Origin of the sequence: Streptomyces sp. 891-h, assembly GCF_022760275.1 — a bacterium.
Classification (GTDB): Bacteria; Actinomycetota; Actinomycetes; order Streptomycetales; family Streptomycetaceae; genus Streptomyces; species Streptomyces spirodelae.
In genome coordinates, this window is record NZ_CP050693.1 from 3,809,021 (window position 1) to 3,825,037 (window position 16,017).

At 71.0% G+C, this 16,017-nt stretch carries 10 protein-coding genes and 1 pseudogene; 2 read left to right on the forward strand and 9 right to left on the reverse strand.

All coding sequences use genetic code 11. The features are described 5' to 3' along the window. The first annotated feature begins 102 nt into the window (after window positions 1-102). Complete coding sequence (locus HC362_RS16590) at window positions 103-723, forward strand: GNAT family N-acetyltransferase (protein ID WP_243084730.1); 621 nt, start codon at window positions 103-105, stop codon at window positions 721-723. Window positions 724-858: 135 nt separating this feature from the next. Here HC362_RS16590 and trxA read toward each other — a convergent pair whose 3' ends face one another. The 7 genes and pseudogenes from trxA to HC362_RS16625 form a co-directional block, all read right to left on the reverse strand. Then, complete coding sequence (trxA, locus tag HC362_RS16595) at window positions 859-1,188, reverse strand: thioredoxin (RefSeq protein WP_209266057.1); 330 nt, start codon at window positions 1,186-1,188, stop codon at window positions 859-861. 85 nt (window positions 1,189-1,273) lie between these two features. Then, complete coding sequence (gene trxB, locus HC362_RS16600) at window positions 1,274-2,260, reverse strand: thioredoxin-disulfide reductase (protein ID WP_243084731.1); 987 nt, start codon at window positions 2,258-2,260, stop codon at window positions 1,274-1,276. A 105-nt stretch (window positions 2,261-2,365) separates the two neighbouring features. Then, on the reverse strand, window positions 2,366-3,379 hold the full coding sequence (locus HC362_RS16605; RefSeq protein WP_243084732.1) for a hypothetical protein: 1,014 nt from the start codon (window positions 3,377-3,379) through the stop codon (window positions 2,366-2,368). A 215-nt stretch (window positions 3,380-3,594) separates the two neighbouring features. After that, window positions 3,595-4,284 (reverse strand): annotated as a pseudogene (gene sigM / locus HC362_RS16610) (RNA polymerase sigma factor SigM); the annotation flags it as partial. A gap of 52 nt (window positions 4,285-4,336) precedes the next feature. Next, window positions 4,337-6,427: a protein kinase family protein gene (locus HC362_RS16615; RefSeq protein WP_243084733.1), complete on the reverse strand. Its 2,091-nt coding sequence runs from the start codon at window positions 6,425-6,427 to the stop codon at window positions 4,337-4,339. A gap of 133 nt (window positions 6,428-6,560) precedes the next feature. Beyond that, window positions 6,561-8,825, reverse strand: coding sequence for a murein biosynthesis integral membrane protein MurJ (gene murJ, locus HC362_RS16620; protein ID WP_243084734.1), 2,265 nt, complete (start codon window positions 8,823-8,825; stop codon window positions 6,561-6,563). 38 nt (window positions 8,826-8,863) lie between these two features. Beyond that, window positions 8,864-11,266 carry a DUF6049 family protein gene (locus tag HC362_RS16625; RefSeq protein WP_243084735.1) on the reverse strand — a complete coding sequence of 801 codons (2,403 nt, stop codon included), beginning with the start codon at window positions 11,264-11,266 and terminating at the stop codon, window positions 8,864-8,866. A gap of 204 nt (window positions 11,267-11,470) precedes the next feature. Here HC362_RS16625 and HC362_RS16630 point away from each other — a divergent pair, with 204 nt between their 5' ends. Next, a complete protein-coding gene (locus HC362_RS16630; protein ID WP_243088640.1) occupies window positions 11,471-13,048 on the forward strand; it encodes a CCA tRNA nucleotidyltransferase in 1,578 nt (525 codons plus the stop codon). On the opposite strand, the gene HC362_RS16635 is transcribed toward HC362_RS16630, so the two are convergent. Then, window positions 13,002-14,351 (reverse strand): MFS transporter, encoded by a 1,350-nt coding sequence (locus tag HC362_RS16635; RefSeq protein ID WP_243084736.1) that lies wholly within the window; start codon window positions 14,349-14,351, stop codon window positions 13,002-13,004. The genes HC362_RS16630 and HC362_RS16635 overlap by 47 nt on opposite strands. 90 nt (window positions 14,352-14,441) lie before the next feature. Continuing rightward, window positions 14,442-15,965 (reverse strand): glycosyltransferase 87 family protein, encoded by a 1,524-nt coding sequence (locus tag HC362_RS16640; RefSeq protein ID WP_243084737.1) that lies wholly within the window; start codon window positions 15,963-15,965, stop codon window positions 14,442-14,444. Between the last annotated feature and the right edge of the window lie 52 nt (window positions 15,966-16,017).

A 16,017-nucleotide genomic window follows, 5' to 3' on the forward strand; every position in this document is an offset into this window, starting at 1 on the left:
CGCGAGGGCCAGGCACTCCCGGCTAGGTGAGCCGGACTCGGAAAGCCCATAACAGAAGAAACCCGCACGACGAGCTGTCGCCCCATGGATACGATGTCTGCCATGGGGCGACAGCTCGTTCCGCTCACGCTGGACAACCTCCCGGACCTTCCTGAGCGCTGCCGTGGCTGCACTTTCTGGGAGCTGGACCCGGTCAGCGGCGAGGAGGCGAAGCGGACGGGGCGGCCGGACCTGGAGAAGGAAGCCTGGATCTCGGCGGTGCTGCTGGAATGGGGCTCCTGCGGCCGGGTCGTCTACGTCGACGATGCCGCGGTCGGCTATGTGCTCTACGCGCCCCCCGCGTATGTCCCGCGTTCCTTCGCCTTCCCCACCAGTCCCGTCTCCCCGGACGCGGTGCAGTTGATGACGGCATCCCTGCTGCCGGAGTTCCAGGGGCAGGGGCTGGGTCGGGTGATCGTGCAGACCGTGGCGAAGGATTTGTTGCGGCGCGGATTCAAGGCGATAGAGGCGTTCGGCGACACTCAGTGGGCGGAACCCGCGTGTCTGCTGCCGGCCGACCATCTGCTCTCCGTCGGCTTCAAGACCGTTCGCCCGCACCCGCGTTACCCACGGCTGCGGCTGGAGTTGCGGTCCACCGTCTCGTGGCGTCACGACATGGAGCGAGCCCTCGACCAGTTGCTGGGCAAGGTCCACAGCAAGGAGCCGGCGCTGCGACCTCTGTGAGCGAGTCCCTCAAGGCGCTCGGGCCTTTGGGATGCGGCTGACGGTGTCCAGAAACGACTGAGGGCCCGGATACGACTGAGGGGCGCCGTTTCACGTGAAACGGCGCCCCTCAGGGGTTGAGCGGTTGAGTGGTCCTCAGCCGATGAACTCCGCGAGGTCCTTCTCGATGGCCGCCTTCGGCTTGGCACCGACGATGGTCTTCACCACCTCGCCGCCCTGGTAGACGTTCATGGTCGGGATCGACATGATGCCGTACTTGGCGGCGACGCCGGGGTTCTCGTCGATGTTGAGCTTGACCACCGTCAGCTTGTCGGCGTGCTCGGAGGCGATGGCCTCCAGCGACGGGGCGATCTGACGGCACGGGCCGCACCAGGCCGCCCAGAAGTCGACCAGCACAGGCTTGTCGCTCTTCAGGACGACGTCGTCGAAGTCGGCGTCGGTCGCGGTTACGGTGGCACCGGCCATGGTGCTTCTCCTCATTCTGTGTTGACTGCGGATCGGGCTGGGGTGGTGGATGACTGGGCCGGTCCTCCACCGGGCGGCTGCCGTGTCAGACAGCTGCTGCCGTCTTCTCCGGCTCGGGGGTCTCCTCGGTGGCCACATCGGTGAGGGCGGCCAGGTAGCGCTCGGCGTCCAGCGCCGCGGAGCATCCGGTGCCCGCTGCGGTGATGGCCTGCCGGTAGGTGTGGTCCACCACGTCACCCGCCGCGAAGACGCCGGGCACATTGGTGCGGGTGGAGGGAGCGTCCACCTTGAGGTAGCCGTCCTCGTCCAGGGTCAGCTCGTCCGTGAACAGCTCCACGCGCGGGTCGTGGCCGATGGCGACGAACAGGCCCGTCACATCCAGCTCGCGGGTCTCACCGTTCTGCGTGTCGCGCAGGGTGAGGCCGGACAGCTTGCCGTCCTTGCTGTGGATCTCGGCAACCTCGCTGTCCCATGCGAAGGAGATCTTCGGGTCGGCGAAGGCCCGCTCCTGCATGGCCTTGGAGGCACGCAGCGTGTCCCGACGATGGACCACGGTGACCGAGGCCGCGAAGCGGGAGAGGAAGGTGGCCTCCTCCATGGCGGTGTCACCGCCGCCCACGACGGCGATGTGCTGCTCACGGAAGAAGAAGCCGTCACAGGTGGCGCAGTAGGAGACGCCACGGCCGGAGAGCTCCTCCTCCAGCGGCAGGCCGAGCGTGCGGTGCTGCGAGCCGGTGGCGATGATCACGGTCCGGGTGCGGTGGACCGTGCCGTTGGAGTCCGTGACGGTCTTCACAGGGCCGGACAGGTCGACGGCCGCGACGTCGTCCGGGATCAGCTCGGCGCCGAAGCGCTCCGCCTGGGCCCGCATGTTGTCCATGAGCTCGGGGCCCATGATGCCCTCTTGGAAGCCGGGGAAGTTCTCGACCTCGGTGGTGTTCATGAGCGCCCCGCCCGCTGTGACGGAGCCCTCGAACACCAGCGGCTTCAGCGACGCGCGGGCGGTGTAGAGCGCAGCCGTGTATCCGGCTGGGCCCGAGCCGATGATGATGACGTTACGGACGTCGCTCACGGGAGTCTTCCTTGTCTGCCGACTGCTTCCGGGATCTTCTGCCGAGGCTTGCACCCCGTCCAACGGATCCTAAGGGGCAGACATTCCCGTGCCCGCGTCCGCGTGTCACCCGCGCGGGTAGGTGCGCTTCAACAGCACCTTGCCCGGCCCGGACGGGTCGGCGCTCACACAGGAGGGGTCCACCAGGTAGGCGTCCACGAGGTTCGGGTCGCCGCCCTGGTGGGGCAGGACGACCAGATAGCCGGTGCGGTTCTCGAAGGTGGCTTCGGGGGCGACGGCCAGTGGGGTCTCCGAGCGGTGGATTCCGCCACGTATGCAGGACGGCACGGACTGTCCGCCACCCAGCGTGTCGTCGCGGAGAGTGCTCTCGTCACTCCCGGGGCTCCGCTTGGTGTCGAGCGAGGGGGTCTCACTGGGCTGTGCGGGGTCGTCGGTGGCCTTGTGCGAGGGGGACGACGACTCTCCATCCGAGAGCAGCCGCTGGACGCGCTTGCGCAGCTGCTGGTCGTCGCTGCTGCCGCCGGCGTCGGTGTCCGTCGAGGACGAGGGGTTGGGCGCGGCATCCGGCGCCTGCTTGCCCGTCGCCGACTTAGCGGTGCCCGAACTCACCTCGGTGGGAGCCTCGTTGGACAGCGCCCGCAGGGTGACCCCGCCAAGCGTCAGTACGGCGACGGAGGCCGCGGCGACGAGCAGCACCGTCCGGCGCCGGCGCCCGGGACGGAGCGGAACCACCGTCGCGGTTTCACGTGAAACCGTGTCCGCGGAGTCGACGGTGTCCGCAGGGGCGGTGGAGGTGCCGGTTTCACGTGAAACGACGCCATCGGACCGGTCGGCCTCGTGGCCGGTCTCCCCCTCCGCCGCCGTCGACAACAGTGACTCGGCGGCGAGGGCGGCGTCGATACGGCATGCGACATCGTCCGGCATCCGGTCGGGCCCGGGCAGAGTGCCGAGCGTCTCACTGAGCTCTGCCAGCGACGCATACACCTCGGCACATAGCTCGCAATCGACCAGGTGGTCCCGGAGGGCCGCCTGGCGCTCGACCGGCAGAATGCCCTCGCTGAACGCGGAGATCTCGGTGACCTCCGGATGCGCGTCGTGCGGGAAAGGAGTGGATGTCATGCCTGCCCCCCTCCCTTCACGGCTCCGGGGCCGGTGGTGTCCTGCTGGGCGTTCCGCGAGCCCTTCCGCGTCGACTTTTGCGCCGCCTTCTGTGCAGGCTTCTGTGCTGTCTTCCGCTGGGCCTTCGCCTGTGCCTTCGCCTGTGCCTTCTCCTGGGCCTTCGCCTGTGCCTTCTGCGACTGCTTCTGTGGTGGCTTCCGCGGCGCCTCTCTCGGTGGTGGGACGGATGTCCCCGGGGACGGGTTCCGTGCCGCGCTGCTGTCTCCGTCGGCGCCGCCGTCGCCGCCCGCGCTGCCGTTGCCCTCCACGGTGGCGCCGCCGCCCTTGCGGAGATGGGAGACGAGGGGGAGCAGCCGGGCCCGGCCCCGGGCGCAGCGGCTCTTGACGGTGCCGACAGCCACATCGAGCACCTCGGCGGCCTCCGCGACGGGGTAGCCCTGCATATCCACCAGCACCAGCGCGGCCCGCTGCTCCACGGGCAGCTCGGAGAGCGCGGACACCACCTGCCGCTGCACATCCTGGCGCTCCACAGGCGCGGCCGCGGACTCCTGCGGCTCCAGAAGCTGTTCCATGCGGTCGGTGTCGTCCGTGAGCGTGGCCCGGCGGGAGGCCGCCTTGCGGGCGCGGTCCAGGCACGCGTTGACCGTGATGCGGTGCAGCCAGGTGGTGACGGCGGACTGGCCGCGGAAGGTGTGCGCGGCGCGGTAGGCGGAGATCAGGGCGTCCTGCACGGCGTCGGCGGCCTCCTCACGGTCCCCGAGGGTCCGCAGCGCCACGGCCCACAGACGGTCCCGATGGCGGCGGACGAGCTCGCCGAACGCCTCCGGGTCGCCGCTCACATGGCGGGCGAGCAGCTCCTTGTCGTCCGGCCCGGATATCCCGTCGGGCGCGTCCTCGCTCGCCATCAACCCCTCCCTCACCCTGCCGCGCCCACCTCGGAAGCGGCGCCCAGCGACCTCAACTGAGGACCTGGACCTCCGTGACGCGACCACGGTAGTTGCCCTCGCTGGTGAGCGGGAGCTTGGTGAGCCACAGCAGTACGTAGCGGGTCTTGATGGGCTTCTTCGCCTTCAGGGTGAGGTGTTCGCCGGAGCCGTTGGTGACCTTGCTGAAGCTGCCCAGCGAGGTGGGCTTCTCGGTGACGCTCTTGGGCGCCGCCAGGAAGCTCGCCGAGGTCTTGCCCATGAAGTCGACCTTGAGCCGGCTGACCTGCCGGGTCCTGCCCAGATCGAGGATGAGGCCGGCGCCCGACTTCAGATTGCCGAACGTGGCGTGGCCGATGTACTTGTCCGTGAGCCAGTAGGTCTCCGGCTTGCCGTCCACGGCGTCGGGGGCCCGCTCCGGCTTCTCCCGGCCGTCCGAGCTCTCCGGGTCGAAGTCGTCGACATCCGCGATCTTGACGGGCTTACCGGTCTTGGCGGGCTTCTCCTGGCCCTTGGCCGGCTTGGTGGGGCTCTTTGTGATCGGCTCGCCCTTGAGCAGCGCGTCGGCCACCTGCCAGCTGCCCAGGCCCAGCGCGGCGATCAGGAGCGCGGAGACGCCCCACTTGAGGACCTTGCCGGTGCGGCCCGGCAGCGTGGGCGGCGCAGGCGGCTCGGCCCCGGCCCTGGCGGCCGGACCACCGGGAGCCGCGCCACCGGGACCGCCGGGCGCCGGATAGCCGCCCTGCTGATAGCCGGTGCGCTGGTAGGCGGGGGGCGGGGTGTAGGCCGGCTCCGGCGGACGGATACGGGGCAGTGCGGCGACCGCCTTGGCCAGCTCCTCGGGTGTGGTGCAGGGCTGCTCGTGCCGGGAGGCCGTCGCGCCGTCGTTGACCAGGGCGCGCATCGCCAGCGTGGACAGACCGCGGTGGACCCCGGCGCGGAGCTGCTCGGGGGCCACAAGGGTGCCGATGTCCAGCGAGCCGACGCCGGGCAGCCCGTGCGCGTCCTCCTCGTACGGCCAGCGCTGGGTGAGCGCCGCGTAGAGCAGGGCGCCGATCGCCTCGGTGTCGTCCCGCTGCGGGTGGTCGCTGGTGACGCCGCGCAGGGCCGCGTTCACGGCGAGCCCGCGGATGCGGTACTGCCCCATTCCGGTGCGCAGCACGCAGGAGGGCGTCAGCCGCAGATGCGCCAGCCCCTCGCGGTGCGCGGCGGCCAGCGCCTGGGCGAGCTGGCTGACGAGCTGGTAGGCCTCGTGCGGCTCCAGCGGCCCCGCGGCGAGCAGCTCGCTGAGCGGGACGGCGTCGGGCAGCCACTCGTGGACGACGTAGACCAGCGCGTCCTCCTCGACGGCGTCGAGAACCTGGACGAACCGGGGGTCGCCGAGCAGGGCCGCCGAGCGCGCCGCGGCGAGGACCTGCCGGGCGCGGGTGTGCCCGGCGGGGAGGAGGTGCACGCCGACGGCGCGGCGCAGCTTCTCGTCGACGGCTCGCCAGCTGCTGAAGCCGTCCAGGCGGGTGACGCACTCTTCCAGGCGGTAGCGCTTGGCGAGCTTGTGGCCGCTGTGCAGCTCGGGCACCCGCAGCCCGACGGTTGCCTTGTCCTTGGGCTTGTCCTTCGCCTTCTCCTTGGCCTTGCCCGCGTTGTCGGGCCTGTCGCCCTTGTCGGTCTCGTCGGAGGTGTCGGCGTGCGAGGTGGCGTCGGCGGCGGGCGCGGAGGGCTCGGAGGTGGCGGCGGGAACCTCAGCGGCTTCGGTGTCGGCGTCGGCGGCGGTTTCCGTATCGGCTTCGACCTCGGCGTCGTCGGAGGCGTCGGCCTTCTGGGACGGTGCCCGGTCGGCGGAGTCCGGCGCGGCCGTGTCCGGCTCGGCGGAGTCCGGCTCGTCCGGGCTGCTCCCTTCGGGGGACCCCGCAGGCGGCGTGGCGCCGGGGGAGTCCGTCACAGGTGCGGTGTCGGAGGGGTGGGCCGAGGCCCCCTTGCGCGGGGAAGACCCGGCGTCGTGGCTGTATCCGTTCGTCGCGTCCGTCGCACCGTCGCCCGTGGCCCCGTCCTGCTGGGCGGTCAGCGGTTCGCCGTTCGCACCGCTGGTCTCGGCCACGCCGACAGCGGCTGTGCTCCGTTCCGCCACCGTCGTTCCTGCCTCCCCATCCGTAGTGGCCGTTTTCCTGGAAACGGCCAAAAACATTGTGCCTACACCTCGCCGCTATGCACGACACGCGGGGGCGAATGATGGTTGTATACGCCGGTTTCTCGCCGAGTTTTCATCGGCCGAGTCTGGCGCGGACCATGCCGAGCATTGCCGTCATTTCCTCGATGCGCATGCGCTTCGCCGCTAGGACGAAAACCGCGCCCAAAACGATCCCTCCGCCGACCAGCGCCGCGATCGAGCCGAGGGCGCCCATGCCCAGCACGTGGGTGATGCCCCAGGCGGCGGCGCCGGCGGCGAGCGTGGCGGGGACGCTGGCGCCCGCCAGCCTCGTGTACGTACGGACCACGTGACGTCCGTCCAGGTCGCCACCCAGCCGGTTGCGGAGTCGGCGCCAGGCGACACCGACGCCGATGATGTAGGCGAGCCCGTAGGAGGCGGCCATCCCGACGACCGCCCAGCGGGCGGGCAGCAGCAGGAAGCAGAGCGCGGACGCCGCGGCGTTGACGGCGGCCACTATCACCGTGTTGAAGAACGGGGTGCGGGTGTCCTCGTAGGCGTAGAAGGCGCGCAGCACTACGTACTGCACGGAGAAGGGGATCAGGCCCAGGCCGAAGGCCATCAGCATGAATCCCATGGAACGGGCCGCGTCCACGCCCGCCGAGCCGTAGATCATCGTGCACATCGGGATGCCGAGGGCCACGAAGCCGAAGGCGATCGGGACGATGGCGACGGCGGAGTTGCGCAGCCCCTGCGAGATGTCGTCCCGTACCGCGCCGGTGTCACCGTCGGCGGCGGAGCGGGAGAGGCGGGGCAGCAGCGCGGCCATCACGGAGACGGTGATGATCGCCTGCGGCATGTTCCAGATGAGCTGGGCGTTGGAGTAGGCGATGTATCCGGTGCCCGAGTGGCCGTCTTGAGCCGCCGTGGTGCCCGCCCAGGTGGACAGCTGCGAGACCACCAGGACACCGGCCTGGTTGGCGAGCACGAACAGGATGGTCCACTTGGCGAGCTTGGCGGCCTTGCCCAGGCCGTGGCCGCGCCAGTCGAAGCGGGGCCGGATACGGAAGCCGGCGGCCCGCAGATACGGGATCATCGCCAGCGCCTGGACCACCAGGCCCAGCAGGGTGCCGACGCCCAGCAGCCGGACGCCCTCGGGGGGGATGGTGTTGACGGTCAGCTCCGAGGTGTCGGCGGTGCCGTAGATCCACAGGAACATGCTGATCGTCGCGATGATGACGATGTTGTTGAGGACCGGGGTCCACATCATGGCGCCGAAGCGGCCGCGCGCGTTGAGGATCTGGCCCATCACCACGTGGATCCCCATGAAGAAGATCGAGGGCAGGCAGTAGCGCACGAAGGTGACGGTGACCTCGTTGGCGGCCGGGTTGTCGGCGAGTTTGACCGACATCAGCCGCACCAGCACGGGCGCGGCGAACACGGCGGCCACGCCCAGCACCCCGAGGATCACCGCGACCAGCGTCAGCAGCCGGTTCGCATACGCCTCACCGCCGTCGCCGTCCTCCTTCATGGCGCGGACGAGCTGCGGCACGAAGACGGAGTTGAGGCCGCCGCCGACGGTGAGCACGTAGATCATCGTCGGGAGCGTGATGGCGAGCTGGTAGCTGTCGCCGAGGGCCGAGGCGCCGAGCGCGGCGACGATCATCGCGGAGCGGACGAACCCGGTGAGCCGGGAGACCATCGTGCCGGCGGCCATTATGGCGCTGGACTTGAGGAGTCCTCCCCCGCCGGACTTGGGCTCCTGGGGCGGGGCCGCCTTCGGGGCGACGGTGCCGAGGTCGACGGTCTGCGCCGAGGGCTCTTCGGCCGCGCCGGGTGCCCCGGGCTCGGGCGGGTAGGGCTGCGGCGGCTGGGTGGGTTCCGGGTGGAACGGGGCCTGCTGCGCGGGCCGCTGTCCGGGCTGCTGGTGCGGGTGGTGTGGCTGCTGCGGGTCGGGGTGGGGCGGGGACTGCGGCGGGTTCGGGTGCTGCGGCGGGGCGTGGCCCTGGTCGCGGTAGAGGTGCGCGAAGGCGTCACCCGGCGGGACCGACGGCTGCTGGGGCGGGCCGGGCGGCTGCGGGGGCTGCTGCCCTCCCTGGTACGCCTGGGGTCGGGGCGCCTGTCCCGGGTACGGCTGCTGCTGCCCGAAAGGCTGCTGACCCTCTGGAGCGGGCTGGCCGTGGGTCGGCTGGCCGTGGGTGGGCTGCCCATGGGAGGTCTGCCCGTGGGTGGGCTGCCAGGCGTGCGGGTCCTGGGAGGCCGCGGGGTCGTACTCCTCGTACGGGGCGTGCCCGTACGAGTCCGGTACATACGCGTCTTCCGGCTGGCCAGAGCCGTCACCGGGGGTCCGGCCCCGGTCACCGCCATACGGCGCGTTCATCGTCGCTACCTACCCCTGCCCCTGCTCGCCCGGATGAGTCAACGGTCCACTTTCTCACCCGCGGCCGGGGGGTTGTCGTTTTCCCGTTCGGTGTCGCCTCGGTCACCGTCCGCGGCGTCAGCGGATGGCTTCTCCTCCGGTGCTTCGCCGTCCGCTTCGCCGTCCGCCTCGGCGTCCGCGTCATCGTCCGCCTCGTCGCCCTCCGGGCCGTCCGGCTGCTCCAGCGGCGCGTCCGGGTCGGGGGCCGGGCCTGAGCGCTTGCGCTGGGTGTACATCCGGATGCCCGCGAGCACGATCAGCAGCACGCCCCCGGCGATCACCAGCAGCACGGTCGAGGTGATGGAGGTCACGTTGACCTGGAACTTCATCACCTTGCCGTAGCGCTCGCCGTCCTCCGTGTAGAGCTGTGCGTAGACGTAGGCGCGGCCGTTGTTCTTGGCTGTGGTGTCGAACTTGAGGGACTGGGTGTGCTCGCCGTCGACCTTGACCCGCTTGGGCTCGCCCACGTCCAGGCCCACCCGGCTGGAGCGCAGCTCCAGAACGAGCCCGTCCACCCCCTGGGCGAGGTTGTTCTGGACGGTCACCGGGATGGTGGCCTCGCGTCCGGAGAGGGTGATGTCCGACTTCTTGATGAGCTTCACCGCGCCCCGCAGCTCCAGCAGATACGCCTCCACGCTGTCGCGGTAGCTGCGCGCCCGGCGGGCCTCGCCGCGCCAGGCGTTGGAGACCTCACGGTCTATGGCGTTGGTGAACGGCGGTACGACGCGGTCGGCCCGGTCGAGGATCTGCTGGAAGTCCTCCAGCCCGTCCTTGGTCTTGCGTACCTGCTCGAAGGCGGCGGTCGGCAGTTCTGTCTTGCGCAGCGAGGAGGGGTAGGAGGACGGTGCCGGCATCTTGCGCCGGGCGCCCGGGTCGGGCTTGGCCTGGGCCGCCTCCGTCAGGCTGCTGGTCTCGGTCCAGCCGCTGCGGCCCAGCGCCTTGATGCCGGCCGCCATCGCCCGGGCCTGCGAGACGGTGGGCCTGCGCTGCGGGGCGACGACGACGCTGCGGGTGCGCGAGGGCACCTGCCGGGCCAGCGCGAGGGACTGCGCCGTGAACCGCTGGACGGCCAGCGAGGAGGCCCCGGCGCGGCTGAGATCGCCCTCGAAGGCGGTGGACAGCGGTGCGTCGGCGACCAGCGCGGTGTTGCCGCTGCCGATCGGGCGGGCCGCTGTGGGGCTGTAGGAGAGCCCGGTCTCCCGGACGCTGTCGCTGCGGGCGATGACGTTGTGGGCGCCCGCCGAGGTGGCGACGTCCACGATGGAGGAGTCGACGGCGCCCTTGTACGGCCAGGCGAAGTCGGTGCTCGGTTCCACGTGGAGCACCGTCTTGACGGTCTCCCTGCCCAGCGAGGTGGCGTGGCCCAGCGAGCTGAGCGCGCCGCGGATGCTGGTGCCGCGGTGGGCGAGCGAGGCCAGGTCGGGGTCGGCGAACGGGAGGGCGACGACCTCCTTCCCGGCCACGGCGTCCTGGAGCTCGGCCAGCCACTGCTCGGCGTAGACCTGGCCCTTCCCGGCGACGGTCTCGTCGGGGGCGCCGCCGGGCTTGTGCACCCGGTAGCGGCCCGCCATCATGTCGACGCTCGCGAGCAGGTCGGGGTCGACGACCCAGGTGACGTCCAGGTCCTTGCCGAGTTCCAGCATCTGCTGGAGGCGGCCTCCGGGGGCCAGCTCCTTGGCGAGCGATTCGTCGCGGAAGACCGGCGTCTGCTGCTTGTCGGACAGCGTGCGTGCCGTGACATGCGGGGTGGAGATCAACGGCCACAGATAGGTCATCCGGGTCCGGTGCCCTGACGCCTTCTCCTGCCAGGGCAGGAAGGTGCGGCCGATGCCGAGGATCTGGTCGTAGGGGCGGTTACGGGTCTGCCCGGTGAGGGAGACCCCGAGCTGGTGGACGCCGTCGCTTTGGAGATGCAGGTCGCTGACGGGGACCTTGAGGGTGAACGACCGGGTGATCCCGGGGGCGAGCCCGGGGAGCCGCGCCCCGTGGTCTCCGGGCACCTCGATGCCGTCGGCGCCGGAGATGTAGCCCTTGCGGCGTGCGGCCTGGTCGATGGCGCTGCGCGAGCTGAGGGCCGGACCGATGCGCGGGGCGAGCCGCAGGCGGGTCAGTGTCTTGCTGCTGGTGTTGGTGACGGTGCCGCTCAGGGTGAGGGTGTCGCCCTGCTCCGGGACGGCGGGTGTGACCTCGTTGAGGGAGACGCGCGCGCTGCGGGAGCCCGTGCCCGTGCGGACCGACTGCGCGGCCGGTGCGGCGGCCCGGGAGCCGGCCGCTTCGGTGGCGGCAGGGGCGCCCGCAGGAGCGCCCGCGCGGGCTGCCGAAGCAGCCGAGGCCGCTGTGGCCGCCGAGGCCGTCGCCGGGAGCGCTCCGGCCAGTACGGGGAGGGCGGCGAGGAGGAGCACCGTGGCTCGTCGCCTCCAGCGGTTCGTCCCCCTTGGGCCAGGGGGAGCCTGCCTCTCAGCCGCCTCGGCCACGCGCACGTCCATCCCGTCGTCGGTCGTCGTCCCGTTCGCCTGATGGTAACGATGCCTGGAGGGTGGAAGTGCCGCGCCGTCCACCACATGATCACGCCTTGGCGACGAGCCCCTCCCTACGGCCCCCTGCCGATGGGTGCCGGGAACGGGGGCGCCTTCGGGCGGGGCGGCAACGTAACCTGTGCTGTTGTGCCGAACGCCAAGAGTGACAGCCAGGACCAGCCCATCGCAGCGGCAGCCCCCTCAGCGGGTCCCACCTCGGACCGGCCGGCAGCCGAGCAGCTCAGTGAGGCGCAGCGGCGCGCCGTCAGCGAGCTGCTACGGGTCTCGCCGGTGGCGGACGAGCTGGCGCGCCGCTTCCGGGAGGCGGGCTTCCGCCTCGCCCTGGTCGGAGGCTCGGTACGGGACGCGCTGCTGGGGCGGCTCGGCAACGATCTCGATTTCACGACGGACGCGCGCCCCGAGGACGTACTGACGATCGTGCGGCCGTGGGCGGACGCGGTGTGGGAGGTCGGCATCGCCTTCGGCACCGTGGGGCTCAAGAAATCCGACTTTGTCCTTGAAGTGACGACGTATCGGTCGGAGGTCTACGACCGTACGTCCCGTAAGCCCGAGGTCTCCTACGGCGAGACCATCGAGGACGATCTGGTCCGGCGCGATTTCACGGTGAACGCGATGGCCGTCGCGCTTCCGGAGAAGCAGTTCGTCGACCCGTACGGCGGCCTGGAGGACCTGGCAGCGGGGCGGCTGCGTACGCCTGGCACTCCGCAGGCGTCCTTCTCGGACGACCCGCTGCGGATGATGCGTGCCGCGCGCTTCGCCGCCCAGCTGGACTTCGACATCGCGCCCGAGGTCGTGGCCGCCATGAAGGAGATGGCCGGCCGGATCGAGATCGTCTCGGCGGAGCGGGTGCGGGACGAGCTGAACAAGCTGCTCATCTCCCGCCGGCCGCGCAAGGGGCTGCGGGTGCTGGTGGAGACCGGGCTGGCCGACCGGGTGCTGCCCGAGCTGCCCGCGCTGCGGCTGGAGCGCGACGAGCACCACCGGCACAAGGACGTCTACGAGCACTCGCTGACCGTGCTGGACCAGGCGATCGACCTGGAGGAGGACGGCCCCGATCTGACCCTGCGGCTGGCGGCGCTGCTGCACGACATCGGCAAGCCGAGGACGCGGCGGTTCGAGAAGGACGGCCGGGTCTCCTTCCACCACCACGAGGTGGTGGGCGCCAAGATGACGAAGAAGCGGATGACCGCACTGAAGTACCCGAGCGAGATGATCAAGGACGTCTCGCGCCTGGTGGAGCTGCATCTGCGCTTCCACGGCTACGGCACGGGTGAATGGACCGACTCGGCCGTACGCCGCTATGTACGGGACGCCGGTCCGCTGCTGAGCCGGCTGCACAAGCTGACCCGCTCGGACTGCACCACCCGGAACAAGCGGAAGGCCCAGGCGCTCTCCCGCGCGTACGACGGCCTGGAGGAGCGCATCGCGCGGCTCCAGGAGCAGGAGGAGCTGGACGCCATCCGCCCCGATCTCGACGGCAACGAGATCATGCAGGAGCTGGGTGTGCGCCCGGGCCCCGTGGTGGGGCGGGCGTACAAGCATCTGCTGGAGCTGCGGCTGGAGCACGGGCCGCTGGGGCACGACGCGGCCGTGGCAGAGCTCAAGAAGTGGTGGGCCCAGCAGGAGGACCTCCGGCAGGAGGACTGACCCGGTCCGCGCCGCCGCGTGCCGTTGTTTCACGTGAAACACGGAAGAGCGCGGCGGCGATGGCCGCGTAGAGCACGGCTACTCCGGCGATGACGGCCGCGGAGCGTCCGTCAGGCGGGAGCATCGCGGCAGCTACCCCCGCGGCGCCGACATAGGCCACGTTGTAGAGCATGTCGTAGAGGGAGAAGACCCGGCCCCGGAAGGCGTCGTCCACGGAGGTCTGTACGGCGGTGTCCGTGGCGATCTTTCCAGCCTGGGTGACGAGCCCCAGCACAAAGGCGGCCAGCAGTATCGGCACCGGCTGGAAGGAGAGCCCCAGCGCGGGTTCCAGTACCGCCGCGATGCCCGCACACAGCGCCATCCAGCCGAAGATGCCCGTCCTCCGGACCGCCGAGGGCGTGATGACGGCCGCCGCGAAGAAGCCCAGTCCCGACAGGGCGAGCGCGATGCCCAGCAATTGCAGCCCGCCGTCGGTCCCGTCGCCCCCGCTGTTCCACGAGTACCGGGCCAGCATCAGCACCGTGACCGTGAGCGCCCCGTAGCAGAACCGCATCAGCGCCGAAGCGGCCAGCGCGTAGCCGGCCATGGGGCGTCGGCGGAGATGGCGCAGTCCCGCCAGCAGCCCCCGCGCGGTGCTGGCGATCGCGGCCAGGACGCGCGGCTGTACCTCGGTCGGGTCCGGACCCAGCAGGCCCTTGCTCATCCGCAGGGAGGCGAGCCCGGCCAGCAGATAGACCGCGGCGCCCGTCAGCAGCACGACGGCGTCCGCCTGCCGTCCCGTACCAGGGGCCAGATAGCGCACCACGAAGGCGACGCCACCGCCCAGGGTGGCGGCGAGGGTGCCGGCCGTCGGGGAGAGGGAGTTGGCGATGACGAGCCGCTCACTGTCCACCACGCGGGGCAGCGCGGCGGAGAGCCCGGCGAGGACGAAGCGGTTGACGGCGGTGACGGTGAGCGCGGAGAGATAGACCAGCCACTCGGGAACGACGCCGAAAACGAGCGCTGCCGTGGCCGCGGCGAGGAGGGTGCGCAGCACATTGCCGAAGAAGAGCACCTGGCGTCGCTGCCACCGGTCCAGCAGAACGCCCGCGAACGGCCCGAGAAGCGAGTACGGCAGCAGCAGCACCGCCATCGCGGAGGCGATGGCGGCGGGGGAGGTCTCCTTCTCGGGGGAGAAGACGACGTATGCCGCCAGTGCGACCTGGTAGATGCCGTCGGCGTGCTGGGAGAGCAGCCGTACCGTCAGCAGCTTCCGGAAGTCCGGGAAACGGAGCAGGGTGCGCAGGTCACGTGCGACGGACATGGGGACAGCCTCACACAGACGGGGCGGCGTCCGGTGGTTTCACGTGAAACGGCGAGCTCCGCACCCCGCCGTACGGGCCGCCTCTCCTTGTTACTCCCGCAGTGTCGCGCCCCAGCGCACGGCAACCCGTGGCGCGGTCGTGGCGGAGCGCTGCCGCGCCGGTTGGTGGGCCGGCGAGCCCAGCGTGAACACATCGGGAGCCCGGTCCAGGACGCCGCCGCCGGGGTCGTCGGAGCCGTCGTCCTTGCGTACCGGGTCGTGCTCGGGCCGCAGCACATCACGCACCACCATGGCGCACAGATACGCCGTGCCGAGCAGATGCGCGGCGATGACCAGCTGATAGCCGTCCTCGGGCAGGCCGTAGCGCTTCTCGGAGCCGGTGTGGGCGAGATACATCCAGATCCCCAGGAAGTAGAGCGCCTCGCAGCTCTGCCAGATGAGGAAGTCCCGCCACCTGGGGCGGGCCAGCGCCGCCAGCGGAATCAGCCACAGCACGTACTGCGGCGAATAGACCTTGTTGGTCAGCACGAAGAGCGCGATCACCAGGAAGGAGAGCTGGGCGAGGCGGGGGCGGCGGGGTGCGCACAGGGCGAGCGCGGCGATGCCCGCGCAGCCGAGGGCCATCAGGAGGGTGGCGTAGATATTGGCGTCATCGAACGTGCGTCCGGTGCGCTGCTGGATGATCAGCCACAGCGAGCCGAAGTCCACCGGCCTCTCCTGGCTGAAGGTGTAGAACTTCTTCCAGCCGTCCCAGGACAGCAGCATCACCGGCACGTTCACCACGGCCCACGAGACCGCCGCTCCCCCGGCGGCCCGGCCGAAGGCCCCCCAGCGCCCGGCCCGCCAGCACAGCACCAGCAGCGGACCGAGCAGCAGCACGGGGTAGAGCTTGGCCGCCGTCGCCAGGCCGATCAGCACCCCGGCCGCCACCGGGCGCGAGCGGGCCCACAGCAGCATCCCCGCAGCCGTCATCGCGACGGCGAGCAGGTCCCAGTTGATGGTCGCCGTCAGCGCCAGCCCGGGCGCCAGCGCGACGAGCATGCCGTCCCAGGGGCGGTTGCGGTGGGTCCTGACCACACACACGACCAGGACGGCCAGGCAGACCATCAGCATCCCGGCGTTGACCACCCAGTAGAGCTGCTCCTCCTGTCGCAGGGAGTCCCCGCCCACCGTGAGCTTGGCCGCGATCAGCATGAACACACCGGTCAGCACCGGGTATTCGAGGTACTCCATACCGCCGGAGATCCGGTCCGGGATGCGGTCCAGGTAGGGCACGAGCCCGTCGGCGAAGCCGCGGCCGTTGTACAGGTGCGGGATGTCGGAGTAGCAGGCGTGGATGTACTGCGAGGTCTGCCCGGAGAACCAGGCCCCGTCCAGGCACGGGAGCTTCTGCAGCATTCCGAGCGTGTACATCCCCAGCGCGACGGCCACCACGACGCGCACCGGGGTCCACCACCCTCCCCCGCTCACGGCGCGTCGTCCCGCCGGGCCGCCGGCCACCTCGCCGGCGGCCACCGCCACTTCGTCATGGTCCGTGGGCCGTACGACGGGGCGTGCGGCGGATCGCCGGCCGGTGCGGGGAGCGGGGGTCCGTGCGGTGGGGGCGCTCGTCATGGATTCATCCTGCCGCACAGCGCTCAGGGGAAAGGCCCCCGGCTCGGAGTCC